Here is a 13,749-nt window from a genome sequence, read left to right as displayed (position 1 = left end):
CTATCCCATCATCCCGCGCCGGACCCTCGGGTCGATCACTGCCAGGAGTATGTCGGTGAAGAAGTTCAGCGCGACGATGCTTGCCGTCAAAAGGAAGATGATCGCGCCGGCGAGCTGCTGGTCGTTCGACCGGGCGAGACTTTCGAACAGAAGCGCTCCGGATTCCGTCAGTGTCAGGATCAGGGCTACGATCGGCAACTCGTTGAAGATCCGGTTGAGGTCGAAGCCGAGCGAATTGACGACCGGCCCGAGCGAATGCTTGGCCGGGTAGCGCCAGAGGAGCTTCGAGCCCGAGACGCCTCGCGCTGCGGCCGCAGTGACGTAGAGCTTGCCGATCTCGTCGAGCATCAGCGCCCTGACGGTCTGGAGCGCGAAGGCGGTCGCCGACCAGCCGAGTATGAAGACAGGCAGCCAGGCGCGACTCAGGAAGTCGCCGAACTTCGCCCAGCTCCACGCGGCGTCACGGTATGCCTTCGAGAAAAGCCCCGTCAGGCTGTCGCCGAAGAGGACCGTGGAGATCAGCATGATGATCAGCGCCAGAAGGAAGTTCGGCAGCGCGAGGCCGAGATAGCTTACGAACCGCAGCGAGTTGTTGGTCACGGCGCTCGTCGAACTTGCCGTGACGATGCCTACCGGTACGGCGATTGCATAGGACAGGATCAGCGCCGCCATGCAGATGCCGAGCGAGATCCAGAACTTGTCGGCGAGAAGCTGGTTGATGTTGAGCCTGAGGATGCAGCTGTCGCCGAACTCGCCATGGACGAAGACGTTGTAAACCCATTTGGCCCAGCGTTCAGGGAACGGCCGGTCGAGGCCAAGGCGTTTCTCCTCCGCCACGATATCGGCGATCGTGATCTGCGAGCCTTGGGTGTTCTTGAACGCTAGGTAGCGTTCGGCGCAGGTGCCGGGCACGAGCTCCATCAGAGTGAACACAATCAGCGACACGGTCAGAAGCGTCACCAACGCGAGAAAGGCACGGGTCAGCGCGAATTGGGCGAATTGAGCCATGTGAGTGCCGGTTCCAGTCTGTCCAGCGGCTGGTTCGTCCGGGGCGGAATTGCGTGCCCGCCCCGGACGACTCTTAAGGCCGGATCAAGAGTTTACTCGTCGAACCACCACTGCTGCGCGCGGTAGGGATACGTCCGGTAGTATTCGTAGGACGCCGTCTTGAACTCGACGAAGTTCTTCAGCGCGTTGCGGTGATAGATCGGGTCGGGCGTGAGCGCCGTGCCGATGAACAGGAGGTTCCCGGTCATGTTCTCGACCAGCCGGTTGGCGAGAGCCTTGAACTCGTCGGTTCCTGCCGGGGTCGATTGCAGCGTGTTGATGTCGTCGATCAGCTGCTTGACGTAGTCGGGCGGCTCGACGCCGCTCGAACCGCCGGAATCCACCCATTCGGCCCAGAGCATACCCGTGCGGTGGGCGAAGTAGTTCTCGAACGGCGGCACCCAGAGTTCGTTGTTGCCGAGGATGATGCCGACTGGCTGGCCTTTTTCCCAGAGACCGACATCAAGCTGATTGGAGGACTGAGCCGAGCGGTATTCGTCCGGCGTGATCTCCTTCACCGTGGTCTTGATGCCGGCATTGGACCAATGCTGACCGATGAGTTCGACGACCTGACCGGCAATGCCCTGGGTCGCGAACTGCAGGTTCAGGACCAGCGGCTGACCGTTCGGCAGGTCGCGGAAGCCATCGCCGTCGCTATCGACCACGCCGACCTCGTCCAAGAGCGCCTTGGCGCCGTCGGGATCGAACTCGGTCGCGAAGGTCTTCCACTTCGCGTCGATATAGTCCGGCACCGGCGAGAAGCCGGTATATTGCTGGATCTCCCCCTCACCGAAATAGGCAGTCGCGTTCAGCTCCTCCCGGTTGATCGCGATCGACATCGCCTGGCGGAAGCGCAGGTCGCCGAAGACCTTGCGCTTTTCCTCATCCGCCGACGTCACGTTGAACGATACCGCGTGCATCGCGATCTTGGGTTTGAGGTGGATCGTGTAGTCGCCCTTTTCCTGGTTCTCCAGAAGAAGCGGCGCATCCGAGAGCTGCAGCGACTGCGTCTTGTAGTCGGCCTCGCCGTTCACGAGCTTCAGCAGCCGGACTTCCTGGTCGTTTGCGTAAACCTCGTCCTGCTCGTTGATGTAGGGCAGTTGCTGGCCTGTCGTGTCGACCATGTGGAAATAGGGATTGGCAACGTAGTGGCGCCCCTCGGTCGTGTCGCGGATCAGGATGTAGCTTTCCAGCGTCGGCATCGTGTCGGCCGGCATCTTCGCCACCTTGTCGGGCGAGTTGAGCTGCGGCGTCGGCGTGTCGGTCCAGTCCGAGTTTCCGAAGTAGGCTTTGATCACCTCATAGCCGTCCGCGAACCCCAGATCCTGCGCCATCGTATCGGCATCGGGGTTCACGTCCGGGTGGAACTGCCCGAGGAAGTGCTTCGGCTGGAAGCCTTGGCCGAAATGGGTCGCGAAGTGCGCCAGAAGTCCCGGCTTCGGCGCCGGCAGGTTGAAGACGACGGTCACGTCATCCGGCGTGTCCACGGTCATCCGCTCTCCTGCCACGAGAACGTAGTCCTTCGGCTTTTCGATAACCTTCGGATCGAGTGCGAGGTTGTCGTACCAGAACTTCACGTCCGCCGAGGTGAAGGGCTGGCCGTCTGACCATTTGTGGCCCTTGCGCAATGTGAACGTCAGCTGGGTGTAGTCGTCGTTCCACTGCCAGCTTTTCGCGATATTCGGCACGATCGTCTCAAGGTCGTCCGAATAACGCACGAGGTTGACATGGCGCGTCGAGAGGAAGTCGGATGTGCCGGCTTCGGTCGCATTCGACAAAGCGTCGAGCGTCCCGCCGTATTTGCCGACCGAGTCGTAGGGGACGACGACAAGCGGCTCCTCCGGCAGACGCTCGGCCAAAGCTGGCAGGTCGGGATTGCCCCGGATCTGGCCGTTCAGGTCGGCGATGGCCGGGTTCTCCGAAAACTCCATCGAGCAGCCGGCGGCGCCCTGGAACTCAGCCAGGTCGTATTGCTGCGGGAAGGTCCCCGGTGCGACGCCTTGCATGTCGGCGACCGTTATGCCGGGGCAATTCGCGTACGCAGCCACGGGCAGGGCCAGAAGCGTCACGCTTCCAAGCAGTAGTCGTTTCATGATCTCTCCTGTCGGTTGGTCACTGGTTGATACTCGTTTCTTTTTCGTTTCTTTCGTTTGCGGGTCTTGCGTGTGTCTGGTTCAGGGCTGAAGCCTAGTGATCCGGTGGAATGGGCGCACAGGTCCAGACCCCGGCTGCCGGATACGGCCAGAGATCGACTCCGCTTAGATCGTGCAGACACCCCCCACTTCGCGTCCGGCTCAGGCAAGTCGCCGTTGCCGGAATACATTGGCGAGTATCGGGCAGCGCGCCGGAATGCGTCAAGCGAAGGATGGGGTAACGCGGGCCGCATTAGGTCACCTTGCTCCTCTCGGCGCCGTCAGGCAGCCATCCGCAGTCACCATCGTCCGGATGAAGCGCCCGTCGGCATGGGTCATCCGGTGGTCCATCATGGCCCGGTACATCGCGATGAGGGCAGCGCGCGCGCCAGGGTCGGCGGCGATGTCGCGCATCTCGCCTTCGGCGCGGTTGTCGAACAGAAGGGGCGGCAGGCCGCCATTGAAATGCACGAGCGTGTGGTCAGCGCCGCGCAAGACCACAAGATTGGTCGTCTCGGGTGCGAGCCCCAGCGCCGACTGCGGCACCGTGGGCTCGATCGGATCGCCGAAGTCCAGTTCGGAAAACGTGAACTGCCGCCACTCGTCAGGCCCTTTCCCGTCCATCAGCGGCAAAAGGCTCATCCCGTCCATCGTCTCGGGAATGCCGAGCCCGAGCCAGTCGAGGATCGTCGGCGCCACGTCGACCGATTCCGTTGGCAAGTCGACCGCCGACCCCGCCCGGGCAGTGCGCTTCGGGTCGCGGATGATGAGGGCTGTGTGATAGGCTGCGTCGTAGAAGGTCGACTTGCCCCACGCATGATGATCGCCGAGCATCTCGCCATGATCCGAAGTGACGACGATCAGCGTTTCGTCGTAGGCTCCGGATGCCTTGAGCTCGTCCAGGACGCGGCCGAGATGATGGTCGACCTCGGTCGCAAGCCCGAGATAGATCGCCCGCAGAAGCTGCACGTTCTCATCCGTGGAAGAGAGGTCGGGGAATCCCTCCACCACGCTGGCGATCGGGACGCGGTCGAGGCTCGGACCGACGAAGGGATGGCGCGCGCGTTCGGCCTCCACGGCGCCGATCCGGCGGGGCAGGGGGAGCGTGGCGGGATCGTACATCCTGTTGTAGGGGTCCGGCGCGACGAGCGGCGGGTGCGGCCGGATATAGGTCAGGTGGACAAACCAACCCGGCGCGCGTGCCCTCAGCGCCTTCAGCGCCGCGTCAGTGAGGAAGGCAGTGTCGCTGTCCTCCGCGCGGTAGAGCGCGGGATCGTCCGGCCGGTCGCCGGCCGGGCGGAAGATGTCGGGATAGGGCGGCACGTCGTATCCCTTCGCTATCAGGTCGGCCCGCCAGGGCAGGCTTTCCTCCAGCCGCATCTCAACCGCTTCCTCGAAGCCTTGCATGACCTGTTCGTAGGATTTCAGCGCCGGGTCGCCCGGCGGATAGACGCGCGGGTCCTGAGTCGTGTCGGTGTAACCGAACAGCAGCGGCCTGTAGCCAGCCTTCCGCACCTCAGTCGCGAGGTTCGGCAGGTCATGGGCGAGCGGCGTCCCGTTCCGGACGGATCGGTGATTCATCGCGTAGCGGCCGGTGAGGATCGAAGCCCGCGACGGACCGCAGGGATTGGCGACTGAATAGTGTCGCCGGAAGCTGACCGCCTCGTCCATGAGGGCGCGCAGGTTGGGCAGGTCTACATGATCGGAAAGTGCGCCGAACAGGCAGTCGGCCCTGAGCTGGTCGATAATGACGAACAGAATATTGTTACGTTTCGCCACTACACCCCCCGGAACTGATTGCCATGAAACACGAGGAAATCGATTCGCGGCAACGAAAAATGTGGCCTTTCGTGCGATCTTGTGTGCAAATTTCCGTTCAGGGAGTCGCCACATGCCGCAAAGCGCCGTCGGAAGGGCAAGTCACCGCGAATTTCAGCTTCTTGAGATTCTGCGGCGTCAGGGCGGCTCGGCGCGAAACTCCGAAATCGCCCATGCGATGGACGTGTCAGAGGAAACCGTGCGTCGCCTTGCCCGTGGCCTAGAACGAAGCGGCAAGGTGGAGCGGCTGCACGGCGGGACCGTGCTCGCCGGTGCGGAACCAGCCTTCTTCGACCGCATCGCGCAGAATCCCGACGCCAAGCGGCGCATCGCGGCCGCCGTAGCGTGCGAGGTCGCCGACGGGATTTGTCTGTTTCTCGACGTGGGCAGCACGACGAGTTTCGTGGCTGAGGCGCTGAGGGGGCATACACGGCTGCAGGTCGTCACGAATTCGCTGCATGTTGCCCAGGTGCTGGCCAACCATAACGGAAATCGGGTCGTTCTGACGGGCGGAGAGCTTGGCGGCGACGAGCGTGGGACCTACGGACCGCGCGCGCTTGAGGCGATGCGGCACTACGCCTTCGATATGGCCGTGCTGTCGGCGAATGCCGTCTCCGAGCGGCACGGGTTTCTCGTCTTCAACCCCGCCGAGGCAGAGATCGCCAGTCTTGCCGTCAAATGCGCGCGGCGCGCCGTCATGGCGGTTGATTACGAGAAGTTCGCCCGCAATGCACCGCTTGTATCCTGTCCACCCGACGATATCGCTGCGCTGATCACTGACCGCCCACCGCCCGAGGGACTCGCCGCGGCGCTTGCGCGGTGGCGCGTCGCGGTCACTCTGGCCGGAGGCGACACATGAACAACGCCAGTCTTGACGATGCCCTCGCCATCGCCGCAGCCGCGAGCCGGGTCGCGATGTCGCTGTTCCGCGGCGCTCTCGACGTCGAGTTCAAGGCAGACGACAGCCCGGTGACGCGCGCCGATCGCGCGGTCGAGGCCGAGGTTCGCCGCCTCATTTCCGAGCGCTTCCCAGAACACGGAATATTCGGCGAGGAGCAGGGGTTCGACCGCGCCGACAGCGAAGACCTATGGATCGTTGACCCAATCGACGGAACACGGAGCTTCATGACCGGCCACCCGCTGTTCGGCTTCCTGCTCGCCAAGCTTCATCGCGGAGAGACGAAGCTGAGCATCGTCGCGCTACCCGCCTTGGGCGAGTTTTACGACGCGGAGCGCGGCCGGGGTGCGCGTCTGGGCGGTGCGCGTATCCGCGCCTCCGACAGGCGGGTGGCGGGCGACGCGGTCCTCTACATCTCAGAGGCCGAAAAGATCTGGCGGGATGCGCCGGAGGTCTTCACGCGGCTCCTCGACTTCGGCCGTACGCGGCGGTTCGCTTACGACTGCTACCCCTATGCACTCCTCGCATCCGGGCATGTCGACGCGGTCGTGGACTACGACCTTCAGCCCTACGACTACGTACCCGTGGCACTCCTGGTCGAGGAAGCGGGCGGCGTGATGACCGACTGGCAGGGAAGGCGCCTTGCGATGCAGGCCAACGTACCTGTCATCGCCGCCGCGACGGTGGAACTGCACCACGCGCTTCTCGACACGATCCGCGGCTGAGTCATCTGGCCTCATTCCGTGATGACGGTCGAACACAGTCATTCAGTGCCGGGCAGCGCCATGGTGAATTCGGGGATGGAGAAGCGTTTCCGAAAACTGCCGGGGGCCATTCCGGTCGTCCGCTTGAAAAGCCGACGGAAGAATGCAGGATCCTCATACCCGCAGCGCCAGGCGATCTCGTCGATTGGCAGTTTATTGTCTTCCAGCAGGCGCTTGGCGCTCTCGATGCGCAGGCGTTGCACGTAAGCGAGCGGAGAAAGCCCGGTCGCAGCCTTGAAGCGGCGCGTGAGAGTGCGTTCGGCCAGACCGCTGCGCCTCATCATCTCCTCCACCGGGCTCGCGACCGAGAATTTCGTGGCCAACCAGTCCTGCACCTCGCGTATCGCCGCGTCGCGATGGTCGGTGCGTCCCTTGAAGACGACATAGGGCGTGACCCCGTCGTGATGCCACTGCAGCGCGAAGAAGCGGGCGACGGCCTGGGCGGCAGAGTTGCCCACGTACCGTGCGATCAGGTAGAGCACGAGATCGTGCCAGGTCATCGCGGCGCCCGAACTGACAAGCTCGTTGGCATCGCCGCTGACGAGCAGAACCTTCTCCGGGAAGACCGGAATTCGGGGATAGGCCTGACGGAACGCAGCGTCGTAGCCCCAGTGCACCGTGACCTCGCGGCCATCGAAAGCCCCTGTTTCAGCCAAGAGGAACACGCCCGAACAGGCCGAACACAAAAGTGCGCCCTGCCGATGCATGCTGTCGATCCATGCGGTCAGTTCGGGATAACGACCGTGCCGCCAACAGCCGTCTTCCAGAATAACCGACGGCGCGATGATGATGTCCGTGCGATCAACCTCATCACAGCGCTTGTGGACGCGCACCGGAATGCCGCTGGCCAGCATCACCTCGGGCGCCTCCTGCCCGACGATCTCGATGGTGAACGGCGGTTCGGGCGGGATCGATGCGTGGAATCCCTTCAGCATGCCGAAGGAGTTCAGAACATCGTAGATACCGGTCAGCGTTGAAACGACCGCGTCGGGAAAGGCGACCAATGAAACATGGATCGGACGGTCGCGCATCGACGTCGCCCTTTCAAATGGCAGAAATGAACCTGTTTGGACCAGTATCGCACTCGTGCAAGGGCCGGTCAAAGGTCAGTTTCCCAAACGTCAATCAACGCAATAGGAGACTGACGATGACGATCAATCCAAGTGCGCTCGATTTCCATGTGGAGCGTCTCTTCGCGGACCTTTCGGCCGGCTATGGCGGCGTGATGGTCTCGATCGGGTCCAAGCTGGGGCTTTATTCCGCGATGGATGGCCAGGGCCCGGTGTCTTCGCAGGCAGTGGCGGACCGCGCCGGATGCGCCGAGCGCTACGTGCGCGAATGGCTGAATAGCCAGGTCGCGGGTGGCTATGTCCAGTACCACGCTGCCACGGGCCTATACGAACTGACGGCCGAACAGGCCATGATCCTCGCCGACGAAACCTCGCCCGTGTTCCTGCCGCATGCCTGGCAGGTCGTGGCCTCGATGTGGGCCGACGAGGACAAGGCGATCGAGGCAATCCGCACCGGCAAGGGCGTCGCGTGGGGAGATCATGACGGACGGCTCTTCTGCGGAGTGGCGGCGTTCTTCCGAAACGGATACGCCGCGAACCTCGTCGAGCAGTGGCTTCCTGCACTCGACGGCGTCGTGGACAATCTGAAGCGCGGCGCGCGGGTCGCCGATATCGGCTGCGGGCACGGACATTCGACGGTGCTGATGGCCAAGGCCTTTCCGAATTCGGTCTTCTTCGGATTTGACGTACACGAAGGCTCGATCGAAGAGGCGCGGAGAATAGCCGAAGCGGAAGGCGTGGCCGACCGCGTGCATTTCGCGGTGACCGATGCCAGCGGTTACAGCGATCGGGATCTCGACCTCATCTGCTTTTTCGACTGCCTGCATGACATGGGCCATCCCGTCGCAGCGGCACGCCATGCCCGCGCCGCGCTGGCCAAGGGCGGGTCGGTCATGCTCGTCGAACCGGCGGCTGCGGATCGGGTCGAGGACAACATTAATCCCGTCGGAAGGCTCTACTACGCGGCGTCGACCACGTTGTGCTGCGCCCATGCGATCTCGGAGAACGGCACGCATGTGCTGGGTGCTCAGGCTGGCCGCGGTCGACTGGCCGAGGTCTTCGCCGAGGCCGGCTTCGACTCGTTTTCGCTTGCGGCCGAAACGCCGTTCAACCTGATCCTCCAAGCGCGCGTCTGAAAAGGCGGAAATTCGAAACACAACGATTGGAGACAAGAATGAAACGTTCTATCGCGTCCTCGCTCATGGCCCTCTGGTCGGAGAACGTGATCGGGATTCGCTTGTGCTACGACTGCAAAGCGCCACCCCTCGGGCCGCGCGGACGCAACGGGCGAAAGAGGTCATCATGACCGCCTTGCCGGAGTGGCGCGCGCCGGTGCAGGCTCGCCACCTGCACGAGGCATAGCGGTTCAGTCCCTCGTTAAACGCATCGACCGCAGTCAGGGCGGGGTAACTCCTTTCCCCATGACCTGCAAGCGCCTCGGGAACATGCGTTCCGGGGCGCTTTTTGTGTTCAGGCTACCCCTCGTCAAGCGAATAGACGTAGGCCATCCATCCTGTGGGCACCTTGTTGCTGTCGGCCATCCAAGCGAAGACGTCACGACCGCCAGTCATCATTCCCTCTTGGACGATCTCGTTGCCCTGATCCTGTAGCCGCATGTAGTCACCAAACAACTCAGGTCCGCTCCGGTCCCCGAAAACTTCCATGAAGAAGACCGTCATCACCGCCATCCCTTCAACGGCCGGTTCGAGCCGATTTTTTGAAGCACGGTGTCGGCTGTGCGCGCCACCTAACCTATCGACCACTCATCCAGAGCCATTGCGGGCAGGCTTCCGTTCTCGTTCAAGAATCGAGCTTGTTGGATGCCTAGAGTGTTTGCGACAAACTTCACGATAGGCTGCGTCTTGTCCTGTCTCGACGGCTTGCTCAGTTTCTTCGAACGAACGAGGGAGAACACCATATAGAACGCTCTTGCCTGTTACATCCTGCGGACGCATGGGGTTGCTGTAGCTCGGAGGCGGTCAGGGGCGCAGCGGGAAATCGTTCAACGCCCTGCTGACTCGTCTCTCGCGCGTGACTGCTTATGAACTGCCTACAGGGTAGTTCAATACCTACATAGACCGCATACCGCGATCTCGATATGTACCTGCATTCAGTGGGATTTTTGGCTCCGGCGGTAGGGATCGAACCTACGACCAATTGATTAACAGTCAACTGCTCTACCGCTGAGCTACGCCGGAACACGGGGCGCGATATAGCAAGGGCGGCCGCAGGCGTCCAGAGGGTTTCGGCACAAAATCCCGCATGCTCAGCGCAGCCGGAATCGCGTTGTCACGGCGAGTTCGCCTTCGGGCACTGCGACCTTTCTCTCCATCAGATCAATAAGATGGGCAAGCACGTTTCGGGCGGCGGCGCGCATCAGCGGAACGGGTGTGTTGGTGTAGATGCTTGCCGCCAGCGTGACCGCGTCGGCCGGGCCGTCCGCAAGCGCCGCGCGGATCGCCGCCTCGCGCGCCCGGCGGTGCGCCGCAAGCTCTGCGATCCGTGCCGATGCGTCGGTGACGGGGCTGCCGTGGCCGGGATAGAGCCGCACCGCCCCCGACCCCTCGAGCCGAGCGAGCGAAGCCATGTAGGCGCCCATGTCGCCGTCCGGCGGCGAGATGAGCGACGAGGCCCAGCCCATCACATGGTCACCGCTGAAGGCGACTTCGCGCCAGAGAAAACTCAGGTGATTGCCGAAATGCCCAGGCGTGTGGATCGCGGTAACCTCCCAGTCGGGCCCAGCGATGCGGTCGCCATCGGCCAGCCGGATATCGGGCGCGAAGCCATCGTCGACGCCTTCGCCGCCGGCGAGGCCAGCGCCCTTCGCCAGCCTCTCCATCACCGACGAGCGACCGGCGCGTGCGTCGCCATACGCCAGGACGGGCGCGCCGGAAACTTCGGCGAGCGGGCGGGCAAGGGGGGAATGGTCGAGATGGGCATGCGTGACGAGAATGTGGCCGATCCGTTCGCCGGGAGAGAGCGCGCCGAGGATCGCGCCAAGATGAACAGGATCCGCGGGGCCGGGATCGATGACGGCCACAACGCCCTCGCCGAGGATGTAGGTGTTCGTGCCGTGGAAGGTCATTGGCGAAGGATTGGGCGCAAGGACGCGGCGCAGGCCCGGCTCCAGCTGCTCGACCCGGCCCGCCACCGGTCCCTCAGTAGACTGCTGCAACTTGCGCTTCCGCTCCCGATGGGGCGCGGCTAGGCTGCGCCCATGTTTTTCGGCTGGTTGAAGCACCTGATGCCCCGCGGTCTTTACGGCCGGGCGGCGCTCATCCTCGTACTGCCCATCGTGATGATTCAGCTCGTCGTGTCCATATCCTTCATTCAGCGCCATTTCGAGGGCGTGACGGAGCAGATGACACGCAACATCGTGCAGGACATCGCCCTCCTGGTCGAACGGGTCGCCGTCGCGCCCGATCTATCCGCCGCACGCGATCAGGCAGAAGAGGTCGGCGAGGCGCTCGCGATGACCGTGGCGCTGCCGGCCGGCGACAAGGCGCCTCAGGCCGATCGGCGCGTATACTATGACCTTTCCGGCCGCGTCGTGATTGCCACGTTGCGCGAGAATTTCGCCGATCTCGGTGCGGTGGATCTGTCGGACCTGCGCCGGGTCAGGCTCGTCATAGCCACGCCGCAGGGTCCGATGGAGGTCGAATTCGCGCGGAGCCGCGTGGCGGTCAGCAACCCCCACCAGCTTCTGGTTCTTATGGTGGCGACAGGGCTATTGATGACGCTCATCGCGTTTCTCTTCCTGCGCAACCAGCTTCGTCCGATCCGGCGGCTCGCGCGCGCGGCCGAAGATTTCGGTAAGGGCCGTATCGTCCCGTACAAGCCCGCCGGTGCGATCGAAGTCCGCGCCGCCGGTAATTCGTTTCTCGACATGCGTGCGCGGATCGAGCGACAGATCGAGCAGCGCACACTGCTCCTGTCGGGGGTGAGTCATGACCTGCGCACCCCGCTCACCCGACTGAAACTCAGCCTGTCGATGATGGCGGACGAGCCCGAAGCGCGCGACATGGAGCGCGACGTGGAGGAGATGGAGCGTCTGATCGACGCGTTCCTCGCTTTCGTGAGGGGCGATGCGCTCGAAGGCGAGGCGGAGCTCATGGATCCGATCACGCTTGTCCGTTCGAGCATCGAGGATGCGCGCCGGGCCGGACGAAACGTCGTCCTGAGGACGGTGGAGGGGGCAGGCAAGGCGCGGCTCAGGGAACGCGCGGTGCGCCGCGCGCTAGACAATCTCATTGGCAACGCGGTGCGCTACGGGACCCGCGCCGAAGTCTCGCTCGCGATTCTCGACCGTGCCGTCCGCATCGGCGTAGAGGACGATGGGCCCGGCATCGCGCGCGAGCGGCGGGAGGAAGCGCTGCGCCCGTTCACGCGGCTCGACGATGCGCGCAACCAAGACCGGGGCTCGGGCGCAGGGCTCGGGCTTGCCATCTCGGCGGACATAGCGCGCAGCCATGGCGGCACATTGCGACTGGGTGAAAGCGAGACGCTCGGCGGGCTCAAGGCCGAACTCGTGCTTGCTCGCTGAGTGCCGGCCGGACTCTCAGAAGATAAGCATCAAGAGCACGAACCAGGCCGGGATCGAGACCACAAGGATGGGAAGGATCCACCAGCCGCTGACGAAATCCCGATCCGCAGGCGTCTCGGTTTCGCGAAAGGCCGCTAGCGCCTGATCGTCCGCCAGCGGCGAGTTTTCCTGCAGATACCAGTACTCAAGCGCATCGGGGCGCGAAGCCTCCTCAGCGCGCTGGCCATTGGCCATCGCTTTCCGTTTCAACATGTTCTTCCCCTTCAACCCAGGGAAAGAGTGGGCTGCGACGTGTTGCGAATTCGTTAGCGGAAGGCGGAGCGGCAGGCGGAGGTGAACCCGTCCGCGCGAGCCGACTGGCAGACCTGGAACGCCGTCCGGCAGATCGGATTAGAATCGCGCCAACGTTGCTTCGAAGAGGACAGGCTCCCCAGAGGCCACGCCCGCCCTGTACTGCGCGAAACGCGTTGCGGCACGCATGCCCGCTGGCTCTCCGAGGAAGCAGGCGTGGCTGGACCGCCTGGATCGCGAACCGGCCGGTCACCTCGCGCGCACGGCATTTCAATCGAGCCGGAACCCGATCTTCAACCCGACCTGGTAATGCGCGACCTTGCCGTCCGTAATGTGGCCGCGGATCTCGTTCACTTCAAACCAGTCGAGGTTGTGTACGGTTTCTGCCGCCTTGGCGACGGCGCCCTGGATGGCGTCCTCAAGACTGTTCGAGGAACTGCCGATCACATCGACCGTCTTGTAGATCGCGTCGCTCATCTCGTCTCTCCCTTATCCATGTCCAGTTCCGTGACATCTCGTCGACAGGTCACATCGCCGCCGATATAGGACGCGTCCTGCTCGGGCGGATGCGGTGCCCGGTTCGGGCCGCCCAGACGATCGGTCCCGCCGCGGCGGCGTCGCGGGTGACACGGGCCGAGCGAATGCCGGTATCGGCCCTCTCAGACTGACGTGTGATCATGCCGTGGTAAAGGCCGGCATTGGCGTTAGGTACGCGAGCATCCGTCAGTAGTCGCCGCCGCAACAGATATTGCATCCTCCATCTCGCTCTGGATGCCCTGCGCGTGCGGACCGAATTGAATCGCAATGCCGCAGATATCCACGAGCAATTCCGGCCGCGCAGGCGCCTGGGCAACAAGGCCGGAAGGAATGGCATACATGCCCCTCGAGCAGAGATATCTCCTCTCGATAGTTCCGGGCGGATAGAGTGAAAGCATGTGCCTTCGGCGGCGGAATGGTAGGCCCGGAGGGACTCGAACCCCCAACCAAGGCGTTATGAGCGCCCTGCTCTAACCAATTGAGCTACAGGCCCGGCCTGGCGCCATGCCTAGCAGAACCGCGGGTGCGGTCAAGCGGGCGCGTCCTTCGCCTCGGCGGCGAGGGAGCGCGTTGGTCGCCCGCGCCCCAATCCGCTTGCCGAGGAGTGGTGACTTCCCTAATGAGAGCCCGCTGGAGCTCAGTTCGAGAC

At 63.5% G+C, this 13,749-nt stretch carries 12 protein-coding genes and 2 tRNA genes; 4 read left to right on the top strand and 10 right to left on the bottom strand.

Annotated features, from left to right (window positions below):
* From DEA8626_RS08160 to DEA8626_RS08150, 3 genes are all read right to left on the bottom strand, one after another.
* Complete coding sequence (locus DEA8626_RS08160) at positions 1-1,008, bottom strand: ABC transporter permease (protein ID WP_108852501.1); 1,008 nt, start codon at positions 1,006-1,008, stop codon at positions 1-3.
* Positions 1,009-1,100: 92 nt separating this feature from the next.
* Positions 1,101-3,140: an ABC transporter substrate-binding protein gene (locus DEA8626_RS08155; protein WP_108852500.1), complete on the bottom strand. Its 2,040-nt coding sequence runs from the start codon at positions 3,138-3,140 to the stop codon at positions 1,101-1,103.
* Between the two features lie 297 nt (positions 3,141-3,437).
* A complete protein-coding gene (locus DEA8626_RS08150; protein ID WP_108852499.1) occupies positions 3,438-4,958 on the bottom strand; it encodes a sulfatase-like hydrolase/transferase in 1,521 nt (506 codons plus the stop codon).
* A 112-nt stretch (positions 4,959-5,070) separates the two neighbouring features.
* Here DEA8626_RS08150 and DEA8626_RS08145 point away from each other — a divergent pair, with 112 nt between their 5' ends.
* Both DEA8626_RS08145 and DEA8626_RS08140 read left to right on the top strand, forming a co-directional pair.
* Positions 5,071-5,856: a DeoR/GlpR family DNA-binding transcription regulator gene (locus DEA8626_RS08145; protein WP_108852498.1), complete on the top strand. Its 786-nt coding sequence runs from the start codon at positions 5,071-5,073 to the stop codon at positions 5,854-5,856.
* Positions 5,853-6,620 (top strand): inositol monophosphatase family protein, encoded by a 768-nt coding sequence (locus tag DEA8626_RS08140; protein ID WP_108852497.1) that lies wholly within the window; start codon positions 5,853-5,855, stop codon positions 6,618-6,620. The genes DEA8626_RS08145 and DEA8626_RS08140 overlap by 4 nt, the downstream gene beginning before the upstream one ends.
* A gap of 38 nt (positions 6,621-6,658) precedes the next feature.
* Here the strand turns inward: DEA8626_RS08140 and DEA8626_RS08135 are convergent, their stop codons facing one another.
* A complete protein-coding gene (locus DEA8626_RS08135) occupies positions 6,659-7,690 on the bottom strand; it encodes a GlxA family transcriptional regulator (RefSeq protein ID WP_108852496.1) in 1,032 nt (343 codons plus the stop codon).
* A gap of 116 nt (positions 7,691-7,806) precedes the next feature.
* On the opposite strand from DEA8626_RS08135, the gene DEA8626_RS08130 reads away from it, so the two are divergent.
* Positions 7,807-8,865, top strand: a complete 1,059-nt coding sequence (locus DEA8626_RS08130) for a class I SAM-dependent methyltransferase (protein ID WP_108852495.1) — start codon at positions 7,807-7,809, stop codon at positions 8,863-8,865.
* Positions 8,866-9,204: 339 nt separating this feature from the next.
* On the opposite strand, the gene DEA8626_RS08125 is transcribed toward DEA8626_RS08130, so the two are convergent.
* The 3 genes from DEA8626_RS08125 to DEA8626_RS08115 form a co-directional block, all read right to left on the bottom strand.
* Entirely contained in the window at positions 9,205-9,408 is a 204-nt protein-coding gene (locus DEA8626_RS08125) for a hypothetical protein (RefSeq protein ID WP_146188848.1), read from the bottom strand.
* A 444-nt stretch (positions 9,409-9,852) separates the two neighbouring features.
* Positions 9,853-9,927, bottom strand: a tRNA-Asn gene (locus tag DEA8626_RS08120).
* A gap of 68 nt (positions 9,928-9,995) precedes the next feature.
* Positions 9,996-10,904: an MBL fold metallo-hydrolase gene (locus DEA8626_RS08115; RefSeq protein ID WP_245890796.1), complete on the bottom strand. Its 909-nt coding sequence runs from the start codon at positions 10,902-10,904 to the stop codon at positions 9,996-9,998.
* 42 nt (positions 10,905-10,946) lie between these two features.
* Between DEA8626_RS08115 and DEA8626_RS08110 the strand changes: the two genes are divergently transcribed.
* Positions 10,947-12,272, top strand: coding sequence for an ATP-binding protein (locus tag DEA8626_RS08110; RefSeq protein ID WP_108852493.1), 1,326 nt, complete (start codon positions 10,947-10,949; stop codon positions 12,270-12,272).
* Between the two features lie 15 nt (positions 12,273-12,287).
* On the opposite strand, the gene DEA8626_RS08105 is transcribed toward DEA8626_RS08110, so the two are convergent.
* The 3 genes from DEA8626_RS08105 to DEA8626_RS08095 all read right to left on the bottom strand — a co-directional run bounded on the left by DEA8626_RS08105 (position 12,288) and on the right by DEA8626_RS08095 (position 13,593).
* Complete coding sequence (locus DEA8626_RS08105; RefSeq protein WP_108852492.1) at positions 12,288-12,524, bottom strand: hypothetical protein; 237 nt, start codon at positions 12,522-12,524, stop codon at positions 12,288-12,290.
* A 309-nt stretch (positions 12,525-12,833) separates the two neighbouring features.
* Positions 12,834-13,040 carry a dodecin gene (locus tag DEA8626_RS08100; protein ID WP_108852491.1) on the bottom strand — a complete coding sequence of 69 codons (207 nt, stop codon included), beginning with the start codon at positions 13,038-13,040 and terminating at the stop codon, positions 12,834-12,836.
* Between the two features lie 476 nt (positions 13,041-13,516).
* Positions 13,517-13,593 (bottom strand) — tRNA-Ile (locus DEA8626_RS08095).
* Positions 13,594-13,749 lie beyond the last annotated feature (156 nt).

This window comes from Defluviimonas aquaemixtae, assembly GCF_900302475.1.
GTDB classification, from domain to species: domain Bacteria; phylum Pseudomonadota; class Alphaproteobacteria; order Rhodobacterales; family Rhodobacteraceae; genus Albidovulum; species Albidovulum aquaemixtae.
Note: the sequence above shows the minus strand (reverse complement) of the source record. Positions and strands in the feature narration are given on the sequence as shown.